This is a genomic window from Marinicella rhabdoformis (assembly GCF_009671245.1).
Classification (GTDB): Bacteria; Pseudomonadota; Gammaproteobacteria; order Xanthomonadales; family Marinicellaceae; genus Marinicella; species Marinicella rhabdoformis.
Window position 1 is genome coordinate 358,556 of the sequence record NZ_VTFS01000003.1, and the last position, 19,202, is coordinate 377,757.

Sequence of the window (19,202 nt, forward strand, 5' to 3'; positions counted from 1 at the left end):
ACCTCATTTTTGTGCCAACTGGGAAATCAATTCATCATTGGTTAACGGTTTAGAAAAGTAAAAACCTTGCATCATATCGCAGCCCAAATCAGCCAATATCTTGACCTGCTCTTTGGTTTCAATACCTTCGGCAATCACAGACATGTTCATGGCTTTGGCCAAACTCACAATAGCCTCAACAATACTCATATCTGAATCATCATCAGGAATGTCTTTAATAAACCCTTTGTCTATTTTTAAATTTTTAATCGGCAAATGTTTTAAATATTGCAGTGATGAATAGCCTGTTCCAAAATCATCAATAGAAATATCACATCCCAAATTCGCAATGTCATTCAAAGTTAATGAAGCTTGCTCCAAATCATCTATCAACATAGACTCAGTAATTTCAAAAGTTATCATCTCTGCATCTACACTTGATTGTTTAATTTCAGTCAAATACTGTTCTACCAATGTGGGGTTATTCAACTGGTGAGCTGAAAAATTTATGGCCACTTTTATTTCGCCCAGTTCAGGAGCCAAAGATTGCCATGTTTTCATACAATGAAGTGTTTCACTCAAAACCCAACTACCCAGTTTATGGATCAAACCACTTTCTTCCGCAACGGCAATAAACACATCTGGAGAAACATCACCTAACTCAGGATTGTTCCACCTACACAAAACCTCAACAGAATGAATGCGGTTTTTTGAAACACTAAATATCGGCTGAAACTTCAGCGTTAACAATGAATAATCTATGGCATTACTGAGCATTTTGGACATCACCACTTTTCGCTCAATTTCTTCTGCAACTTCATCTGTAAAATACTGCGTTTTTACGCCTTCTTTATGCTTTGCCATATTAACTGCATACTCGGCATTTTTAATCAAAACTCCACTGCTGTCACCATTATCTGGATACATAACAACCCCAATACTCACCTTGGGATTGATCAAATGATTTCGGATAGCAAACGTTTGTTGTGTCGCTGCATGGATGTTCTGGCTTAAAATTTTATCCGGCCCTGCTTTTTTTGCAGACATGATAATCACAAACTCATCACCACCCACACGAGCCACTTTACAAGAATCAGTAACCAAGCTCTTTAATCTGCGTGCCATTTGAATCAACAACTCATCTCCAACCTCATAGCCAAATGATTCATTCACCCATTTAAAGTTATTCACATCGACATGCAATAAAATAACTTTACCCTGAGAGGCATCAACATCATCAATGGCTTGTTTTAACAACTGTTGAAAATGATTTCGGTTAGATAGTTTGGTTAAATTGTCAGTATGAGCCACCTCTAGCATCAACTTTTCTTGCCTTTCACGTTCACTCTCTGTCACAAATCTCCTGCTGAGAATTTGGAGTAAAGACTTGTGCTGGGCATAGAAATCATCTGATATTGGGCTGGTAGAAACCAGTTGCAAAAGATTAACTATATTTTGCCTTGGGTTTCTTATTGGTATGGTCATTCCATAGAGTTTTTGAAATCCATTATCAGTATACCCTGTGTCAAATGTGATGGTTGATACCGCATGATGTCCACTGACAATATCTAGCGGCAGATCTTCCAGAGCAATGGCTTGTGGCACAACTTCACGACCATGAATCATACTGAAAACAGGTTGATAATAGATGTCATCACCTTGTGTCTTTCTTCTGTATAAAGCCACACCGTCCAAGTTTAAAGATTCACCGATAAACTCAACCATACTTTTAATGTATTCTTTACCAGTTTGGCCAGCTGTCCGCTCTCCGGCTAAATTGAGCGCCTCTTCAATGCGAGACTTATCCAACAGTTGTTGGTTCAGTTCTGCATTCAATTCATTACTTTGACCTACCACCTGCCTGATTTTTATCAGTAAGTTGTTAATCAGGTCTGCCAAACTCCCCAGTTCATTGTTTTTATGCTTTTCTGATACTTCAATTAATTGGTTCCCACCACCTAAAGGGTCAATTTTAGCCAGATCATTGCTCAAACCTAAAATCGCACTCGTCACCAAGCGATAACTCAAAAACAATAACACAATCGCTAACAATACGTTTCTGATCAGACCCGAAAAGACAATCACCATAGACCGCTCAACCAAGTCATTGACCACCAAAAAAGGGTCAACTTCAACTGCTATTCTTGCAGGTTGATCAGCCACTTCTGAGTTAACAGACAAAGGATAACTTAATGTTTTTGTATTTAATAATAAAAAATCTGGCCACCAGCTAGGTCTCGGACTGATTTCTCGAACATCTTTAGATTTAAAAGCATCATTATAGTCATCATAAAGCGTCACCTTTAGTATGGCTGGATGCCCAGCAATACTGTCCACAACCAATTGAGCCAAAGCTTCATCAAATTCATATACTGATTTTTCTGCACTGCCTTGAATCAAACTGATGCGTTCATCAATTTCTGCTATCAGCCTGGTTTCTTGCTGACTGTAATCATGGTAAATCTGGTAAACACTGATAACCAAGCCAAAACTGAAGGCGATGATAACGGAATATGCTGCCAGTTTCTTATATAACCCCTTTGGTATTTTGTTTCGCATCAATCAATCTTCATTTTTGCTTTCAGGTAAATATTCTTTGAACTGACTGTCCTCTCGAACACGCTTGATTTTTCTCCAAATAAAATCGGCCTGTTTTAAATCAATTTGTCCCAACTTAGAAAAAACCAAAAAGTAAGATTTAGATTTCAATGGTTTTTCAATCAATCTGATTTGCCCTGCGAATTCATCTTGCTTGTTAGCCCAGTCCACTAAAGTGGGTAAAGCCACCACCGCGCCATTTTTTTCACGCACCAACCTTTTTAAATTTTGTAGGTCATTGATTGAGGAATCATCTATGTTAAATCCCATGGATTTAAGGTCTTTGCCAATTGAGTAGTCACGAGAAACGCGCGTAGGTTGGGGCACATACTCTAATTCACCTTGATATTCAAAATCACTGCTGGCATGAACAATGATATTATATTGCACCTGCCCCACCCGAAACCCTGACAATTGATTGGAAGCATCATCAGGGTAAAGTAAATATGCAGCCCTGTCTTTATTATATGAAGCGGTTGCAATGGCATCAAAAACACCTTTTTCAGCCCCCTTTAAACACCGTTTCCATGGCGTCACTTTAAATTCGTAAGACAAACCTAAATCAGTTAAAGCACCTTCGATAGTTTCAATATGCAGCCCTTTAATTTGATTGTCTTCTTGGTAAATGAATGGGCGCCAATTGGCACCATCTAGACATATTTTTAAAGTTTTTTGTGTTGACTCGGCTTTTGAATAAAACGCAAAAAACAACAGACCAACAACCATATACCGGAGCTTCTTGAAATACACCCACCTCAAATTTTTCATACTAATTACTATAAATTACTATCATTTTTTTTGCAATCAATAAGTTAACTGAAAGCTAGCCCACTGATATCAAATAAAATACATGGATTTATTAAAACAGCCACACCAGCATGTCTTCTTTTTGTTATTTTTACAGCGCTTTACAAAGACAATGAATTGTTGTCAAATTGTTGGCACATCCAAACACCACATAACCATGACAAATAAACCATTATGGTCACCAAGCGAAAGTGCATTAGCCACCAGTCAAATGACGCAGTTTCAACAATTGCTCGAAAAGAAACACAAAAACGCTTTCAAAGGATACCCCGAGTTATTGAATTTTTCAGTCAACAACCGCGCTGACTTTTGGCGAAGTGTGATTGATTTTTGTGGCGTGATTTACCACCAAGAAGCCACTCAAGATTTGCTCGATGAAGGACACATGATTGACGCCCAATGGTTTGCAGGCATGACATTGAACTTTGCTGAAAACCTGTTACGTCATACAGGTGACGATGAAGCATTGGTTTTTGAGCGTGAAGACGGTGACTTTAAGTCATACAGCTTCTACGAATTAAGGCAAGAAGTGGCTTTATTACAACAACATTTAATCAGTTTAGGTGTGAAAAAAGGCGATGCCGTCGCTGCTTTTATGCCCAATATCCCAGAAACTGTTATTGCCATGCTGGCCACCACTTCTTTGGGTGCCATTTGGTCATCAACTTCGCCTGATTTTGGCATCAATGGCGTGGTTGACCGCTTTGGACAAATTGAACCCAAGGTTTTGTTTTGTGCCAACGGTTACCAATACAACGGAAAAAACTTCGACTGCCTAGAAAAGGTCAGTCACATAGCAGAGAAAATCGACAGCATCAAACAAGTCATTGTCGTTGACTACATTGAGCAAGACAACATCATGCCCGATAAGGCGGTCAAGTATTCAGTTTCTTTGGCACACCATGATAAAAATACCGAATTGCAATTCACTGCTGTATCTTTTGACCACCCGTTGTATGTGCTGTATTCATCTGGAACCACCGGCAAGCCCAAATGTATTGTGCATCGCACGGGAGGCATTTTACTTCAGCACCTAAAAGAGCTGATGCTACATGGCAATGTGGCCGAGGGTTCCCGGTTGTTTTACTTTACGACTTGCGGCTGGATGATGTGGAATTGGATGGCTTCCACTTTAGCGACAGGCGCGACTTTAGTGCTTTATGAGGGCTCTCCCTTTTACCCTGACGGTAACCGATTGTTTGATTTAACCGATCAACACAAAATCACCCACCTCGGCACTTCGGCCAAGTGGATTTCAGCAGTAGAAAAAGCAGGAATCGTGCCACGAATCAGCCACAAATTAGACAGCCTAAACACGATATTTTCAACAGGATCTCCACTGCTGCCGGAAAATTTCGACTTTGTTTACCGTGATGTCAAAGCAGATGTTTGCTTGTCCAGCATTTCGGGTGGTACCGACATTTGTTCATGTTTCGCTCTCGGCAACAGCAACTTACCTGTGTATCGCGGACAGTTACAGTGTGTGGGTTTGGGCATGTCAGTTAATATTTTAAATGATCAAGCCCAAAGCGTGGTTGGTGAGCCCGGAGAACTGTCCTGTGACAAAGCCTTTCCATCGATGCCAGTTTATTTTTGGAATGACGCAGGTCATGAAAAATACAAGTCAGCTTATTTTGACAAATATGACAACATCTGGTGTCACTCTGACCGCGCAGAAATCACTGAAGAAGGTGGTATGGTTATTTATGGCCGTTCTGACACCACCTTAAACCCCGGTGGTGTTCGTATTGGCACTGCTGAAATATATCGCCAAGTTGAGATTTACCCTGAGGTGTTGGAAAGCATTGTTGTCGGTCAAGACTGGGATGGCGACACCCGAGTGATTTTATTTGTGGTGATGCAATCTGGCCATGAATTGACTGATGACTTGGTGCAAAAAATCAAAACCACCATTCGCAAAAACACCACCCCTAGGCATGTGCCTGCTAAAATTCTGGCCGTTGCCGAGATTCCGAAAACCATCAGCGGTAAAATTGTCGAAATTGCCGTGCGAGATGTCATCCATGGTAAAACCATAGCCAACACCGATGCTTTGGCTAATCCTGAAGCATTAGAATTGTATAAAGACTTACCTGCCTTGCAAACATAAATGGAGTGACTGGATGGCCAAATTAGAAAAAATCTATTTGCTTGATGACATTTTGCAAAACCGCAGAACGCCAGCCAGTGCGGCGTATTTAATGGAAAGATTGGAATGCTCCTCGGCCACTTTATACCGATTGATTGGAGAATTAAGGGATCAGTTCAATGCCCCTATCATAAGTAAAAAAGGTTTTTTCTATGACCCCAGCGCACAATTCAGCCTGCCAGGTGTCAGACTGAATATGGAGGAAACCAATGGTTTGTTGATGGCGGCACAAATCCTTGAAGACTTACAATCCGATGCACTGAACCAATCGCTCAGCCGCATCATTGGTAATATAGAAAAAGTACTGGAAGACAAAGGTTTGAACAACAGAAAACTGGTGAAAATCATCCCTGCTTTATCCAGAAAACCAAACTCAGATACTTTTCAAATGGTATTGAATGCTTTGAGCCAAGGTAAAAAGCTTAACATCTCATACCAAGGTCGCCAACAAACCAAAGCCACCAAACGATTGGTTTCACCACAGCGGTTCACCAGCTACAAAAACGCTTGGTATCTCGACGCGTATTGCCATTTAAGGCATGACATTCGCCTCTTTGCTTTAGAAAATGTCCAAAGCTGTGAAATAGACATAGAACCCAGTAAAACACTGTCTGAAGACACCTTGCGAAACCACTATGCCCATTCATACGGCATTTTTGCAGGAGAAGCCAAACACACCGCAACAATTGAATTCAATACAGCATTGGCTCCTTGGGTTGAAAGCATCCATTGGCATTCTGCTCAAACCGTTCAACGCCTTGATGACACCCACATCCTCATGACACTCCCTTATAATAAAAGTGACGAACTCATAGCAGATATCTTACACTTTGGCCCTGCTGCTAAAGTCATTTCACCTGAGCCACTCAAACAACAAGTCAAGGACACTTTGACTGCTGCCTGCCAGCAATACAAGACCACATGAAAGTAAAATCAACATTCAAATTCATGTCATACGCCATCGGATTGTTGTTTTTTTTATATGTGGTGCTTGGCTTTTTCTTTGTCTCCAAACCCCTTGGCACCCTCATTCAAGACCAAACACGCAGATTAACAGGAATGGAGGTCAGCTATGATGACATCACATTCAACCCTTTAAGTTTTTCTGTACAACTCAATCAAGTACAAATAACAGACCATAAAAGCCAAGCCTTTTTAACTGCCAAAACACTGAGTGCCAATTTCAATCCAAGTCAACTGTTATTCGGGCAGTACCATTTGTCTCACATCACATTAGTCGAACCCGTTATAGCGCTTGAATTGGATGCAGACTTCCAATTATCACAACCGTCGATTGTAGAAACCAATCAATCCAATGAAGCAATCACTACAACCGACATCAATTTATTGATCGATCAATTATCAATCTCTAAAGGTGCCATAAACCTCTTTTCCTCCGCCACCAACAAACACCAACACTGGCAAAATTTGACATTCAACCTCAACCACTTCAATTTAGAAGACATTGGGTCCGATTTCAAATTAAACCTCAGCTCATCGAACAAAGAGCAGCTCATGCTCAATGGCCAATACAACCACCATCAACAATCGATCACTGCTGAATTCGCAACCACCAATGGTCTAAGTCAGACAGCAGCTGACTTTTTGCCTGATTCATGGGAGCTATCACTTGAAGAAGGAAGCATACATGCCAATGGCCATTTAAACTGGGCATTATCCGCCTTACCTACCTTTGACATTGAGACGCTGGAATGGTCCGATTTAGGAGGGTTTTGGTCTGAAAAACTGACATTTTCTAAGCTGTTTATTCTCACAGAAAACATTCAAATTAACTTAAACGAACAATTGATTGACATCAAAAGCTTGGCGGCCGAACAAGGCCAAATAAACATCAATTGGCCCTGGGAAACTCAAGAGCCCACACAACCGTCCGATGAGGTAGATAACACATCACATTGGCAATATAGTGTTGAACAAACCACAGGCTATGATTTATCAGTGCAATTTTCCGATGCCTCCCTTCAAGCTGACATACAACAGGTGATTGACTCTTTTCATTTAAACAAAATAGACAACAAAGGGACAATTGCAGACTTTCAAATCAAGCTGTCAGACCACTTGAATAATGCCAATAACTACCACGCCTACTTAGATGGCAACATTTCGTCCTTCCCAAGCTTGGTGCTGGACAGTGACATTGAAATTAACAACTTGAACCTAGAAAACTATAGCCCCTGGATACAAAGTTTAAGTGGCATCTTTGTGTCTCAAGGCCTGGTTTCTGGCCAACAACAATTGTCAATAAAGCAAAACGATTGGCACAGTGTGGGCTCAATCACTCTAAACAACATCACCTTGCAAGAGGATAGGCAAGTTGAGCTGGCCAATATCGGCACCCTGTATGTTGCTGACAGCCATATATCAAGCCCTAAAAAGCGCATTGTATTAAATCAAATCACATTAGACCAAGCTTCAGGAACCCTGCCTACCAACATTAATGAAGCCCAGCCCCCAAATCAAACCAACCCACAATGGCAAATCATCTTCGGACACAAAGCAGCCAAAGAATAAATTGAATCATTTCTATAATTTGGAGTAATTGACCACCATCAACCCAAGGTGCTTCAGGTCGGTTATAATACGCCTTTTAATGACATAGCCTCAGGACAGGCAATCATCTATGAGTGATAATAAATTAAAACAGGTAGTGGTTTATGGTTTAGGTGCTATGGGTCGTCCCATGGCGAGAAACTTGCATCAACAAGGTTTGCTGGTTGGCATTAAAAACCGCACAGAAGGCAAATCCAAAGCGATGCAAAATGAATTGGGTTTAACAGCGTTTGAATCTGATTCAGAGATGTTTCAAGCCGCCGATACCGTTTTAACTTGTGTTTCAGCTGATCAAGATTTGATGGACGTGGTTGCTGGTTTTATTGATGATTTAAAACCTGGTTCAACCGTAATTGACTGCTCAACCGTCAGTCCTAAGACTGCACGCACTTTAGCAGACGACTTGGCTTCGCGTGGTATCGCGTTTATGGACGCTCCTGTTTCTGGTGGTGTAGAAGGCGCTAAAAAAGGCACACTTTCAGTGATGGTAGGTGCAGAACGTGAAGAGTACAAACGTGCTTCTGAAGTGTTTGCTGCGATTGGCTCACAAATCACCCATGTGGGCAAAGTTGGCCAAGGCCAAGCCACCAAAGCGGTGAATCAAGTGATGGTTGCAGGTGTGGCACAAGCCGTTTGTAGTGCTTTGGCATTTGCAGAAAACTGTAATTTGGACATGAAAAAAGCAATTGAGGTATTGAGTGCAGGGGCTGCCGGTAACTGGTTCCTTGACAACCGCGGCCACACCATGGTCAAAGACGAATTTAATGTCGGATTCAAGCTTCAACTGCTGCACAAAGATTTGAAAATTTGCCAAGAGGCATTGAAAGATTTAGGTGCCGACTTATCTGTCGTCGATCAGAGCATTGAAGACTATGCCCAGTTGATGGACATGGGACATGGTGATGATGATATTTCTGGGTTAATTCGATTGCGTCGGGCAGCATTTAACAACCAAGAATCCTGAACAGGAGTTTTGATATGAACACTGATGTGAACAGCAAAGAAAAAGCACAAAACACCGATGAAACCACACACTTTGGATTTCGCGATGTGGCCAAAGGTGACAAAGAAAAACTGGTGGGTGAAGTATTCACTTCTGTAGCGAGCAAATACGACATCATGAACGACATGATGTCTGCCGGTATTCACCGCATATGGAAACGACACTTTGTCGGCACCAGCGGCATCCACAAAGGCAACAAAGTCCTAGACTTGGCCGGTGGCACGGGTGACATTGCTAAGCTGATGATGCCGTTGATAGGCCAAACCGGTCATGTCATCATCGGTGACATTAACCAAGCCATGCTGGATGTCGGTAATGACCGCATGATTGACGCCGGTTTTATGGGCCGCTTTGAATGTGTTCAGATGAATGCCGAAGCATTGCCTTTTGAAGACAATACCTTCGATGCCATCACCATGGCCTTTGGCTTGCGCAATGTGACTGACAAACAACAAGCCTTGAACGAAATGGAACGGGTCTTAAAACCGGGTGGTAAAGCCATGGTTTTAGAGTTTTCAGAAGTTAAAAACGAATTAATGAGTAAGTTATACGACTTTTACTCGTTCAAAATACTACCTGAAATTGGGCAGTTTATTGCCGGTGACAAAGCTTCATATCAGTACTTAGTGGAATCCATCAGAAAACACCCAAACCAAGAAACTTTAAAATCAATGTTTGAAAAAGCGGGTATGGCGATGTGCGAGTATGAGAATTTATCAGGTGGTATGGTGGCCATTCACAGGGGTTACAAGATATGACCGAAACTGATTCAAATCCCACAACATACAAAACGCTACCGAAGCCAGCCACTGACATGATGAGCCGCGCTTTGGCTGGAGCCATCAAATACGACCCAGATTCAAAGAAGAAACTGAAAGCCATGGCAGGTAAAGTGGTGGACGTTGTCATTTTACCGATTGATCAACACATTCCTATGTTGATTCATGAAGATCGCATTGAGATTTTGAGCGAAGTTCCAAATACAGTCGATACCACCATTTCTGGTAAGCCAACGGCTTTGTTCGCCATGAGTCAAAGCCAACACATTCCTGGCTTGGATTCGGTCAGTATCAACGGTGATGCCACCGCGGGTCAATTTGTAGCAGACTTTTTGAAGCAATTGAAGCCTGACTGGGAAGATGCCATTTGTGACGTGTTTGGCGATGAAGCCGGATACCGCATTTCAGAAACATTGAAAACCGCCAAACAGATTGGCAGCAATTTTTTCGGTTCATTCCTCAACAGCAGCAAAGAATATTTTCTTTACGAAAACCAAGAATTAGTCCGACCAGATGAAATGGAACAATTCCTTGATGAGGTCGACGTCTTAAAATCAGATGTCGCCAGACTTGAACAGAAAATCGCTCAAATTTTGAGCGCCAATAACCCATAAATTACAGTCGGTCATGAAACTAATTCGAGCTTTTATCATATTACGCACCTTGGTCGCTTATCGCGTCACCAACATGTTACCGATAGATTCAAAATTCGGATGGCACCGACTGATTCATATTCTTGCGCCTTTTGCACCGCTCAAACATAAGCACCTGACCGAAGGACAGCGTTTACGTACAGCCCTAGAAAAACTGGGACCTATTTTCATCAAGCTCGGACAAACATTATCAACACGCCCAGACATGGTGCCAGTTGAAATTGCCAAAGCTTTAGAAAAACTACAAGATGACGTCGAACCCATCACTTGGGCAGAAGCCAAAGCCGTAATCGATGATCAACTTGATAACAAAGCCGATGACATATTTGAGTCAATTGATGAGGCCGCACTGGCTTCAGCTTCAATTGCGCAAGTCCATGCGGCCACACTACAAAATGCCGACAAAGATAATAATAAGGATGTCGTCATCAAGATATTACGGCCAGGCATAGAAAAGAAAATCATCCGCGATGTGGCCTTGATGAAAAAGCTGGCTGCTTTTGCTGATCGCTTCTTATCACCTGGCGTACAGGTAGATCATGTTGAAATCGTTGAAGAGTTTGAAAAAACCATCTATGACGAATTGGACTTACAACGTGAAGCGGCCAATGCTTCTGTGCTGCGCAAGCATTTCACAGATTCAAAAGATTTATACATCCCGAAAATTTATTGGGATTACTGCAAAACCAAAGTCATGGTGCAAGAACGCATCCACGGCATACCGATTCGAGATTTTGATGCCTTAAAAGCAGCAGGTATCAACTTCCCAGTGCTGGCAGAAAAAGGCCTGAATATTTTTTATACCCAAGTATTCCGTGATAATTTTTTCCACGCTGACATGCATCCGGGTAACATCTTTATTAACCCAGACACCCCTGAAGACCCGCAAATCATCTTATTGGACTTTGGTATCTGTGGTTCCTTGCCCAAAGGTCACCGCGTTGACTTAGCCAATAACTTCATGGCCTTCTTCAAACAAGATTACCGCCGCATTGCGGAATTACACATTGAATCTGGCTGGGTACCAGAAGACACCAATTTAGAAGACTTAGAAGCTGCCACCCGAACCATCTGTGAACCTTATTTTGCACGCCCGATTGAAGAAATATCTTTCGGTGAAGTAATGTTAAAAACTTTCCAAATGGCCAAAAGATTTCAACTGGTGATACAACCTGAATTTATCTTGCTACAAAAAACCTTATTGAACATTGAAGGCTTGGGCCGACAGCTCTATCCGCAACTGGACATCTGGAAATCATCAGAGCCGGTACTTCGTGACATCATGAAGAACCACTACGGCACACAAAACGCCATGGACAAGATAAAACAAAACTTGCCCAAATGGATTGAACAACTGTCAGAAACACCACAAATGCTCAACCAACTGCTATCACAACAGGTCAAACCACTGCCACGCCACATGAAAATGGCTCAACAAAAAGCCGAAAAGCAAGCCCAAAAGAACAAAAACCAAAACCGCTACGCCCTGCTCTCCGCTGGCACCTTGGTATCAGCATCAGTTCTGTTAGGCCAGGGTGGCACTGATTCATTGATCAGCGGATTACCAAATGCAAGCTTGTGTTTTTATTTACTTTCGGGTTTACTTGCCATTATGGCACTTAAGAAATCAGACAATTGAAAGTTATCTAACCATGAAGTTTATTGCAGTCATTCTTATGTTATTTGGAATTTCCACCTTACTGCTATCATATGGAGCAATGGCAATGATGCCCCAAGGAGCTGGCTATGCCACCAATGAACAATGGCAAGGTTTTTTATCGCTTGGATGATGTTTTTTGCTGGAATTTATTTATTTCGCTTTGAAAATAAAAAGATGGTGATTAAAATAAATCCTGATTTTCTGAGATGTATTACCTGTTAAAGGTGGTTTTCTGGCAACATAGATTGATGCAAAATTGCCATTACATAAATACAGGGTCCTTCCAATTGATAATAAACCATGTGACTTTGTATTGGAAAGCGATAAATACCGGGCCAATTGCATAAATCCAACCTACCTATTTTAGGGTTGTTTTTAATCATCTGAAAAGCTTGGTTGAATGTTTTTAGGTATTTTCTTGCTTGAACTAAACCCCAGTTTTCAATTGTAAATTTTTTAATGTCTTGCAGCTCTTTCTGTGCTTCTTTAGTAAATTTTAATTGAAAAGTCACTGATCCACCAAATCATCCATCAATTGGTTCAATACTTGCTCGCCATCAACTAGTTGACCTTTTTTAATTTCAGTTTTCGCTTCTTGCATTCTACTTTCAAACCATTTAGTTTTCATCTGCTCTGATGCCTGATAATCTTCTATCGACATCAAAACTGCCACAGGTCTGCCATTTTTATCAATTTGTACAGGGGACTTTTGCGCTTTCATTAACAATTCACCGAATCTTGTTTTGGCGAGGTTTGCAGAAATATTTTCCATAATCATTACTCAATCGTTCGATTCATTCATTTTAATCGATATTTTCCATTATTACCACTTTATATGATTTTTGATACTTACAATCTATACTTTTAACTCATAAAATATAGTTCCACAAAATTACCATCCTCATACATTTAGTAAGATTATTTGACGTCTTTGTTCACATTATCTTAAGCTTACTTTTCATACAATCTACACACTTTCAAACAAATGGATGATTATGAAAACGATATTAAAACTGCCTTTATTAATTGTGAGCGTCATTGCTTTACAGGCCTGTACCACTTCAGACCCATACACGGGCGAACAAAAAACACGAAAAACCGTTAAGTACGGCGCCATTGGTGCTGTGGTTTGTGGCCTGATCGGTGCCACCAAGAACTCAAAGCATGCACGCAATGCAGCTGCAGGTTGTGGTGCGATTGGTGCTGGTGTGGGTGCCTACATGGACCACCAAGAACGTGACTTACGCCGTGAACTGGTAGGTTCAGGTGTACAAGTACGCAGAGATGGTGATCAAATCCAATTGATCATGCCTGGAAACATCACTTTCAATACCGCCGAATATTCAATACGCAGCAGTTTTTATGACACCTTGAACTCAGTTGCGAAAGTGCTTTATAAATACAAAGACACCAATTTAGACATCATTGGTCACACTGATTCTGTCGGCAGCGAAGCTGACAACCAAAAGCTGTCACAACAACGTGCTTACAGCGTTGCAGATTACTTATCCTCACAAGGCATACCGGCACAACGCCTTACCCCCATGGGTGCCGGAGAGAATCAACCCATTGCTGATAACATGTATGAATCAGGCCGCGCTCAAAATCGACGTGTGGAACTGTATATCACCGCGATCGAGCAGTAAATAATACCAAAAAGGCTTGGCTGATGAGCCAAGCCTTTATCTTTTCATACTTCCTGATTTTTATTCAAATCCATTGGAATAAATCACATCTACCGAACCCGTTATTGTTCCAACTCCAAGTGCTTTCTGACTACCCGCTTTGATGATATTAAATCGGCTGAAATCATCATCTTCATCAATCCTAATAACACCCCCTGATATGATATTATTGACTTCATTGATAAAGGCATCTTCAACTTCTATTTCAGTACCCACAGCAACCTGAGCAAAAAAACTGGATGAACTGATGGGCATGCCATTGATATCAAAAAACACACTGACTGAAGTATCCACCTTGATTCCAAATAGTTCTATTTCTGGTGCATTGATGGCTGTGATCGCGCCATCGGCATTAGCATCTGTTACATCTGGGTCACCCCTTTCTCTTACCCTTGTTGCATACAAATTACCGTCACTGTCAGCATAACCCCTGACTTCAACTTGCGTCTCTGTTCCCAAGCCAAGGCTCATGATGCCATCTTCATCACGCAGCTGTGGTGTAGCAAAAATGGTTTTTCCAAATAAACTGATGGATTCACCCGCAACCACATCAGCAGGTAACACGGGTTCTTCAAACTTAAACCTCACTTCTTTAAACTTGACTTTAAAAGCATCAATCACAGAAGTCGTGGTATTCATCAATCCCTCCACTTCAACTTTGGCACCAACCACAATGTCATCAATCTCTCCATTAATATAAACCGTGACACCACTGACTGTGATTTGCTGCCCTGCTATGGTGAACTGATCATTAGATTCAATACTTTCAAAATCAACAATACCTTCTAAAGCCACAGGTATGACATCTCCAGGTAATGTGATGATGCCTTCGGGCTTACATTCAATTTTGGTTACTGTTGTCAAGGGAGATCCTGCCATAAAAGTGGCATCGGGCATGGCCTTCACTTCTACAAATGATCCATTGCTTAAACCTAAATCACAGTCATCTGGTACAACAGTACCGATCACAACCACTTGATTTTGTATATTAAACTGAGTGGCATTCAATCCCGAGACATAGCCTGATAACTTCCATTCAGTCAGGGCGTCATTATCAGCCTCAACACGACTCACTAACAAGGAAGAATTGGCGTCAACAAAACCTGACAATTTTAATTCATCGCCTGTGTTAATTTGCTCAAACACAAGGTTGTCATCAAAAAAGGTATCTCCTGTAATTTGTGCATCCACATTGAAAATTTTGAACGGATCCAAAGAAGTGACCGGCCCTTTGTGTGTGTTGATCAGGTCAATTTCCTCAATGGTTCCAGCTGTTACCGAAGTGTTTACATCACTCCCGACCCGGTAACGAACTTTGAATCCCGTTCCACCCTGTCCTCTTATTTCAGGTATGACCTGACCGTCCTCTTTAATCACCGTATTTTGATTAAATTGAAAACTCCTGATGTCATTTATCGAGACGCCTGTGCCACCTTGTCCTTTTTCAGCACCTATCGCAATGGTGCTGAACAAAATCACAGTCACCATCAGTAAATATTTGTATTTATACATGTTATTCTCCTGTTTCCGGGTTTGATAATTATTTGCTTGTTGGGGTAATTTGTGTTCAATCTCCTTGGTAGTAATACAGACCAAGGCCTATATAAGGTACTTTTTCACCGTCATCATCGGCATATTTGATCAAATGTTCTAAGTATTCATCCACTTCATTCGCCAATTGCTGGCTTTTCCCTCTGACAAATGTTTCAGCAATACTGACCAAAGACAATGGCAATTCCTCATGAAAAACGATGCGCTGAAACCTTGGGGTTGATTCAACAGGGTTGATGTTGTGTTCAATGGTCTCAAGTAAATACTGAGTTGAGACCCCCAAAAAATTTAATTTTTGAATTTCATCTGGATCATTCACTGTCAAGTAATAGGGTTTTAATAACTCCACCTTCTTATCCTTCACTTTTACTGAACCAGAAACAATCAAATCGTCCAATATAGAACGAACGGTTGAACCACCAGAATATTGTTCCACCAAGCCTTTAAAGTCTGGCTCATTGTTTGATTCAAGGGGGATGACTTTGGTACTGTTGTATTGATCTAGGTATGCTTCATTTTCCGCCCAGCCAGTCAGCACGCGAACTGCCCTGTTCCACTTATATTGCTCAGTTTCCACCTTGAACAAATCAGATTTCATTTGAACATCAACCTGCGTTCTGGAAAGTCCTGTAATCACTGAAATACGTGATTTTGTCGGTGGTTTTCCATTGATACCAAAGTGCTCATGAGCCACATCCACGTAAGTCCACCTCAAAACATCACTGACTTCATTGAATGGCACCTTTAGTCGCAATAAAACCTTGACCAAGGGTCTGAATATTTGAACCAACATCTGAATAACAACAGTTTTTAATTGATTTTTCATTGTTCACGAATGATTAAATTTAACCCCACTTTATCAACGATCTTTTTTATTTGCAATATTTATTTCAAATTAAATAATTATTAGCATTAAAATATATATATTGCAATTATATTTTCAATTTATTAAGAATAAGTTTACAAAGATACCAACATCAAAATAAACACAAAAAAATCTGATTCATTCAAATCAAGCAACATCAACTCCCAATCATTGGCTGGGTAAACACCGGGGTATTTAAAATTTGGAGATCAAAAGAGGTTGATAAGAAAAATTTGTCGATATCTTAAGCACAATTTAACTGCTGAACTGTGGTTGTTGTTTATACTGTAGATTTGTCTACCATTTACATGAAACAAAGCACACTCACCATACAAACAACCGGACAAGGCTACATGCTCATCACCGATGTAATTGCTCAAGCACTGGCAACCATGGCCAACCGGCACCACAATGGCTTGTTGCATATATTCCTACAACACTCCTCTGCCAGTCTGACCATCAACGAAAATGCCGATCCGACAGTAAGACAAGATTTCAAAGCTTTTGAAGAGCACTTAGTCCCCAGAAGCTTTCCATACCAACATGATTATGAGGGTGAAGACGACATGCCCGCTCACATCAAGTCTTCTTTGTTTGGCTGCGACTTGACCATTCCAGTGACCCAAGGGCGATTGAATTTAGGCACTTGGCAAGGTATCTACCTGTGCGAACACCGTGACCAACCGCACACAAGGCGGTTGATTCTGACGTTACAAACCTGAGGTTGTCCAAAAGCGCCAAAGCACACAATTTCATTGTTCTTGACTCGGGTCAATTGAAAATTCAAGTCAGCTTTTATAATGCTTCATTTGCTGCTTTGAACGCTCATGATCAACAACCAACTCATTAACCCACAAAGCATAGTCGTCATAGGGGCGTCTAATGACCTGAGAAAAGCCGGCGGTAAAATGCTGCACAACATCATTGCTGGCAGTTTCAGTGGTGATTTATCAGTGGTTAACCACAGAGAATCGCAGGTTCAAGGCCTGAATGCCTTTGCTCAAATCCAAGATTTAGCTGATGTTGAACTGGCCATATTGGCCATTCCTGCCAAAGCCTGTCCTGAAACCATAGACTACTTGGCCGCAAACAAAAAATGCAAAGCTTTTATCGTCATTTCAGCAGGTTTCAGCGAATTGAATGAAGCGGGAGAGCAACTGGAACAACAAATGATCGCTGCGGCAAATAAATACCAAGCTGCTTTAGCTGGCCCCAATTGTATCGGCATACTTAATGCCAATTACCAAGGGGTTTTTACTACGCCCATCCCAACTTTAGATTCAAAACATGGCTGTGACTTAATTTCCAGTTCTGGTGCCACCGCCGTGTTTTTAATGGAAGCCGGCATGCAAGTGGGTTTGCGGTTTTCAAGCGTTTATTCAGTCGGTAATGGCAAACAAATTGGCATTGAAGATTATTTGGCCTATTTGGATGCGCAATTTGATGAAGCCACCAGCTCAAAAACCATCTTGCTTTACATGGAAAACATCAGCAAACCACAAAAATTACTCAAACACGCCACAAGTTTAATCAACAAAGGTTGTCGCATTGCTGCCATAAAGTCTGGCGCTACGGCTGCTGGTTCGCGCGCCGCCAGCTCACACACAGGCGCCATGGCTACATCTGACATGGCCACACGTTCGCTGTTCAGAAAAGCCGGTGTGGTGTACTGCAGCTCACGAGATGAATTGATCTCTGTTGCTTCGGTATTTTCCTATAAAAAACTCATTGGCAAAAACATCGCTGTGATCACACATGCTGGCGGCTCTGCCGTGATGCTGACCGATGCTTTAGAGCGTGGCGGTTTGCAAGTACCTGGACTTGAAGGCCCCGTAGCAAGTGAGTTATTGGATTATTTATATTCTGGCTCCTCGGTTTCAAACCCAATTGACTTTTTGGCCACCGGCACAGCAGAACAATTGGGCATCATCATAGATTACTGCGAACATAAATTTGAAGAAATTGATGCCATGGTGGTGGTTTTTGGCAGCCCGGGTTTATTTGATGTTGAAAATGTATATAAGGTACTTAATGTCAAAATGGACGTGTGCAAAAAGCCCATCTTTCCAGTGTTACCATCGGTCATTAATGCAGAAAAAGAAATCAAATATTTTTTATCCAAAGGCCACGTCAACTTCCCTGATGAAGTGGTATTGGGCAAAGCCTTGTGTGAAGCCTATTTCACAGGAAACCCTGTACAAGCTGAACCAATTGACACCAGCATAGATGTCGATACCATTCGTTCCGTACTTGAAGCGCCAAGAGACAAAAACGGCTATTTAAGTGTCACAAATAACAACCTGCTGATGGACACCATCGGCATTCCAAGGGCCATTGAAGTCACGGCCAATGATCAGCAAGCGGCCATACAGGCTGCGAAAAAGTTAGGCTTTCCGGTTGTGATGAAAGTGGTTGGCCCTTTGCATAAATCCGACGTTGGCGGCGTGGCATTGGATATCAATTCAGATGAATTGGTCATGGCACATTTTAATAACATGATGTCAATTGACGGTGCTGAAGCGGTATTGCTTCAAAAACAATACCAAGGCACTGAGCTGTTTATCGGTGTCAGCCGTGAGGCTGGTTTTGGACATTTGTTACTGATGGGCTTGGGCGGCATTTTCGTCGAAGTGATTAAAGACATCAAAGTATGTCTCTGCCCGTGCACGCGGCAGGAAATTCAACACCGGTTGCAAAACCTCAAATCATACCCACTGCTCGAAGGCATGCGAGGTAAACAGGGTGTTGATATTGAATTATTCACTGACATCATTCTCAAGGTCAGTCAATTAACACAAATTTTACCTGAAATTGCTGAATTGGATATCAACCCCTTAATTGGTCAAGGCGATGACATCACTGCCGTTGACCTGAGGATTCGCATCGATGAACACTAAAACCC

At 41.6% G+C, this 19,202-nt stretch carries 17 protein-coding genes; 11 read left to right on the plus strand and 6 right to left on the minus strand.

Annotated elements, in window-relative coordinates:
- Window positions 1-3 precede the first annotated feature (3 nt).
- Both FET73_RS09415 and FET73_RS09420 read right to left on the minus strand, forming a co-directional pair.
- Window positions 4-2,538, minus strand: a complete 2,535-nt coding sequence (locus FET73_RS09415; protein ID WP_154223689.1) for a putative bifunctional diguanylate cyclase/phosphodiesterase — start codon at window positions 2,536-2,538, stop codon at window positions 4-6.
- 3 nt (window positions 2,539-2,541) lie between these two features.
- Window positions 2,542-3,345, minus strand: a complete 804-nt coding sequence (locus FET73_RS09420; RefSeq protein WP_154223690.1) for a substrate-binding periplasmic protein — start codon at window positions 3,343-3,345, stop codon at window positions 2,542-2,544.
- A gap of 196 nt (window positions 3,346-3,541) precedes the next feature.
- Here FET73_RS09420 and FET73_RS09425 point away from each other — a divergent pair, with 196 nt between their 5' ends.
- The 8 genes from FET73_RS09425 to FET73_RS09460 all read left to right on the plus strand — a co-directional run bounded on the left by FET73_RS09425 (window position 3,542) and on the right by FET73_RS09460 (window position 12,329).
- A complete protein-coding gene (locus tag FET73_RS09425; RefSeq protein ID WP_154223691.1) occupies window positions 3,542-5,494 on the plus strand; it encodes an acetoacetate--CoA ligase in 1,953 nt (650 codons plus the stop codon).
- A gap of 13 nt (window positions 5,495-5,507) precedes the next feature.
- Window positions 5,508-6,458 carry a helix-turn-helix transcriptional regulator gene (locus FET73_RS09430; protein WP_154223692.1) on the plus strand — a complete coding sequence of 317 codons (951 nt, stop codon included), beginning with the start codon at window positions 5,508-5,510 and terminating at the stop codon, window positions 6,456-6,458.
- Complete coding sequence (locus FET73_RS09435) at window positions 6,455-8,065, plus strand: DUF748 domain-containing protein (protein WP_154223693.1); 1,611 nt, start codon at window positions 6,455-6,457, stop codon at window positions 8,063-8,065. The genes FET73_RS09430 and FET73_RS09435 overlap by 4 nt, the downstream gene beginning before the upstream one ends.
- A gap of 109 nt (window positions 8,066-8,174) precedes the next feature.
- The gene (locus tag FET73_RS09440; protein ID WP_154223694.1) at window positions 8,175-9,068 is read left to right on the plus strand and encodes an NAD(P)-dependent oxidoreductase; all 894 of its coding nucleotides are present in this window, start codon (window positions 8,175-8,177) and stop codon (window positions 9,066-9,068) included.
- A 14-nt stretch (window positions 9,069-9,082) separates the two neighbouring features.
- Window positions 9,083-9,865, plus strand: a complete 783-nt coding sequence (gene ubiE / locus FET73_RS09445) for a bifunctional demethylmenaquinone methyltransferase/2-methoxy-6-polyprenyl-1,4-benzoquinol methylase UbiE (protein ID WP_154223695.1) — start codon at window positions 9,083-9,085, stop codon at window positions 9,863-9,865.
- On the plus strand, window positions 9,862-10,500 hold the full coding sequence (locus tag FET73_RS09450) for a ubiquinone biosynthesis accessory factor UbiJ (RefSeq protein WP_154223696.1): 639 nt from the start codon (window positions 9,862-9,864) through the stop codon (window positions 10,498-10,500). The genes ubiE and FET73_RS09450 overlap by 4 nt, the downstream gene beginning before the upstream one ends.
- Before the next feature lie 13 nt (window positions 10,501-10,513).
- Complete coding sequence (ubiB, locus tag FET73_RS09455; RefSeq protein ID WP_154223697.1) at window positions 10,514-12,178, plus strand: 2-polyprenylphenol 6-hydroxylase; 1,665 nt, start codon at window positions 10,514-10,516, stop codon at window positions 12,176-12,178.
- Window positions 12,179-12,191: 13 nt separating this feature from the next.
- Entirely contained in the window at window positions 12,192-12,329 is a 138-nt protein-coding gene (locus FET73_RS09460; protein WP_154223698.1) for a hypothetical protein, read from the plus strand.
- An 88-nt stretch (window positions 12,330-12,417) separates the two neighbouring features.
- On the opposite strand, the gene FET73_RS09465 is transcribed toward FET73_RS09460, so the two are convergent.
- Both FET73_RS09465 and FET73_RS09470 read right to left on the minus strand, forming a co-directional pair.
- Window positions 12,418-12,711 carry a type II toxin-antitoxin system RelE/ParE family toxin gene (locus FET73_RS09465; RefSeq protein ID WP_154223699.1) on the minus strand — a complete coding sequence of 98 codons (294 nt, stop codon included), beginning with the start codon at window positions 12,709-12,711 and terminating at the stop codon, window positions 12,418-12,420.
- Entirely contained in the window at window positions 12,708-12,971 is a 264-nt protein-coding gene (locus FET73_RS09470; protein ID WP_154223700.1) for a type II toxin-antitoxin system Phd/YefM family antitoxin, read from the minus strand. Before FET73_RS09470 ends, FET73_RS09465 begins: the two co-directional genes overlap by 4 nt.
- 223 nt (window positions 12,972-13,194) lie before the next feature.
- On the opposite strand from FET73_RS09470, the gene FET73_RS09475 reads away from it, so the two are divergent.
- Window positions 13,195-13,845 (plus strand): YiaD family glycine zipper/OmpA-like lipoprotein, encoded by a 651-nt coding sequence (locus FET73_RS09475; RefSeq protein ID WP_154223701.1) that lies wholly within the window; start codon window positions 13,195-13,197, stop codon window positions 13,843-13,845.
- Window positions 13,846-13,905: 60 nt separating this feature from the next.
- Here FET73_RS09475 and FET73_RS09480 read toward each other — a convergent pair whose 3' ends face one another.
- Entirely contained in the window at window positions 13,906-15,396 is a 1,491-nt protein-coding gene (locus FET73_RS09480) for a DUF5666 domain-containing protein (protein WP_154223702.1), read from the minus strand.
- A gap of 55 nt (window positions 15,397-15,451) precedes the next feature.
- Window positions 15,452-16,261, minus strand: coding sequence for a DUF6502 family protein (locus tag FET73_RS09485; RefSeq protein WP_154223703.1), 810 nt, complete (start codon window positions 16,259-16,261; stop codon window positions 15,452-15,454).
- A 347-nt stretch (window positions 16,262-16,608) separates the two neighbouring features.
- Here FET73_RS09485 and FET73_RS09490 point away from each other — a divergent pair, with 347 nt between their 5' ends.
- Window positions 16,609-17,022 (plus strand): secondary thiamine-phosphate synthase enzyme YjbQ, encoded by a 414-nt coding sequence (locus tag FET73_RS09490; RefSeq protein ID WP_154223704.1) that lies wholly within the window; start codon window positions 16,609-16,611, stop codon window positions 17,020-17,022.
- 105 nt (window positions 17,023-17,127) lie between these two features.
- Window positions 17,128-19,197, plus strand: a complete 2,070-nt coding sequence (locus FET73_RS09495) for an acetate--CoA ligase family protein (RefSeq protein WP_154223705.1) — start codon at window positions 17,128-17,130, stop codon at window positions 19,195-19,197.
- The last annotated feature ends 5 nt before the right edge of the window (window positions 19,198-19,202 follow it).

Coding starts and splice junctions, on each gene's coding strand:
- FET73_RS09475 (WP_154223701.1), top strand. CDS start 13,195: ATGAAAACGATATTAAAACTGCCTTTATTAATTGTGAGCGTCATTGCT.
- FET73_RS09480 (WP_154223702.1), bottom strand. CDS start 15,396: ATGTATAAATACAAATATTTACTGATGGTGACTGTGATTTTGTTCAGC.
- FET73_RS09495 (WP_154223705.1), top strand. CDS start 17,128: ATGATCAACAACCAACTCATTAACCCACAAAGCATAGTCGTCATAGGG.
- ubiB (WP_154223697.1), top strand. CDS start 10,514: ATGAAACTAATTCGAGCTTTTATCATATTACGCACCTTGGTCGCTTAT.
- FET73_RS09420 (WP_154223690.1), bottom strand. CDS start 3,345: ATGAAAAATTTGAGGTGGGTGTATTTCAAGAAGCTCCGGTATATGGTT.
- FET73_RS09415 (WP_154223689.1), bottom strand. CDS start 2,538: ATGCGAAACAAAATACCAAAGGGGTTATATAAGAAACTGGCAGCATAT.
- FET73_RS09460 (WP_154223698.1), top strand. CDS start 12,192: ATGAAGTTTATTGCAGTCATTCTTATGTTATTTGGAATTTCCACCTTA.
- FET73_RS09470 (WP_154223700.1), bottom strand. CDS start 12,971: ATGGAAAATATTTCTGCAAACCTCGCCAAAACAAGATTCGGTGAATTG.
- FET73_RS09440 (WP_154223694.1), top strand. CDS start 8,175: ATGAGTGATAATAAATTAAAACAGGTAGTGGTTTATGGTTTAGGTGCT.
- ubiE (WP_154223695.1), top strand. CDS start 9,083: ATGAACACTGATGTGAACAGCAAAGAAAAAGCACAAAACACCGATGAA.
- FET73_RS09430 (WP_154223692.1), top strand. CDS start 5,508: ATGGCCAAATTAGAAAAAATCTATTTGCTTGATGACATTTTGCAAAAC.
- FET73_RS09490 (WP_154223704.1), top strand. CDS start 16,609: ATGAAACAAAGCACACTCACCATACAAACAACCGGACAAGGCTACATG.
- FET73_RS09485 (WP_154223703.1), bottom strand. CDS start 16,261: ATGAAAAATCAATTAAAAACTGTTGTTATTCAGATGTTGGTTCAAATA.
- FET73_RS09425 (WP_154223691.1), top strand. CDS start 3,542: ATGACAAATAAACCATTATGGTCACCAAGCGAAAGTGCATTAGCCACC.
- FET73_RS09435 (WP_154223693.1), top strand. CDS start 6,455: ATGAAAGTAAAATCAACATTCAAATTCATGTCATACGCCATCGGATTG.
- FET73_RS09450 (WP_154223696.1), top strand. CDS start 9,862: ATGACCGAAACTGATTCAAATCCCACAACATACAAAACGCTACCGAAG.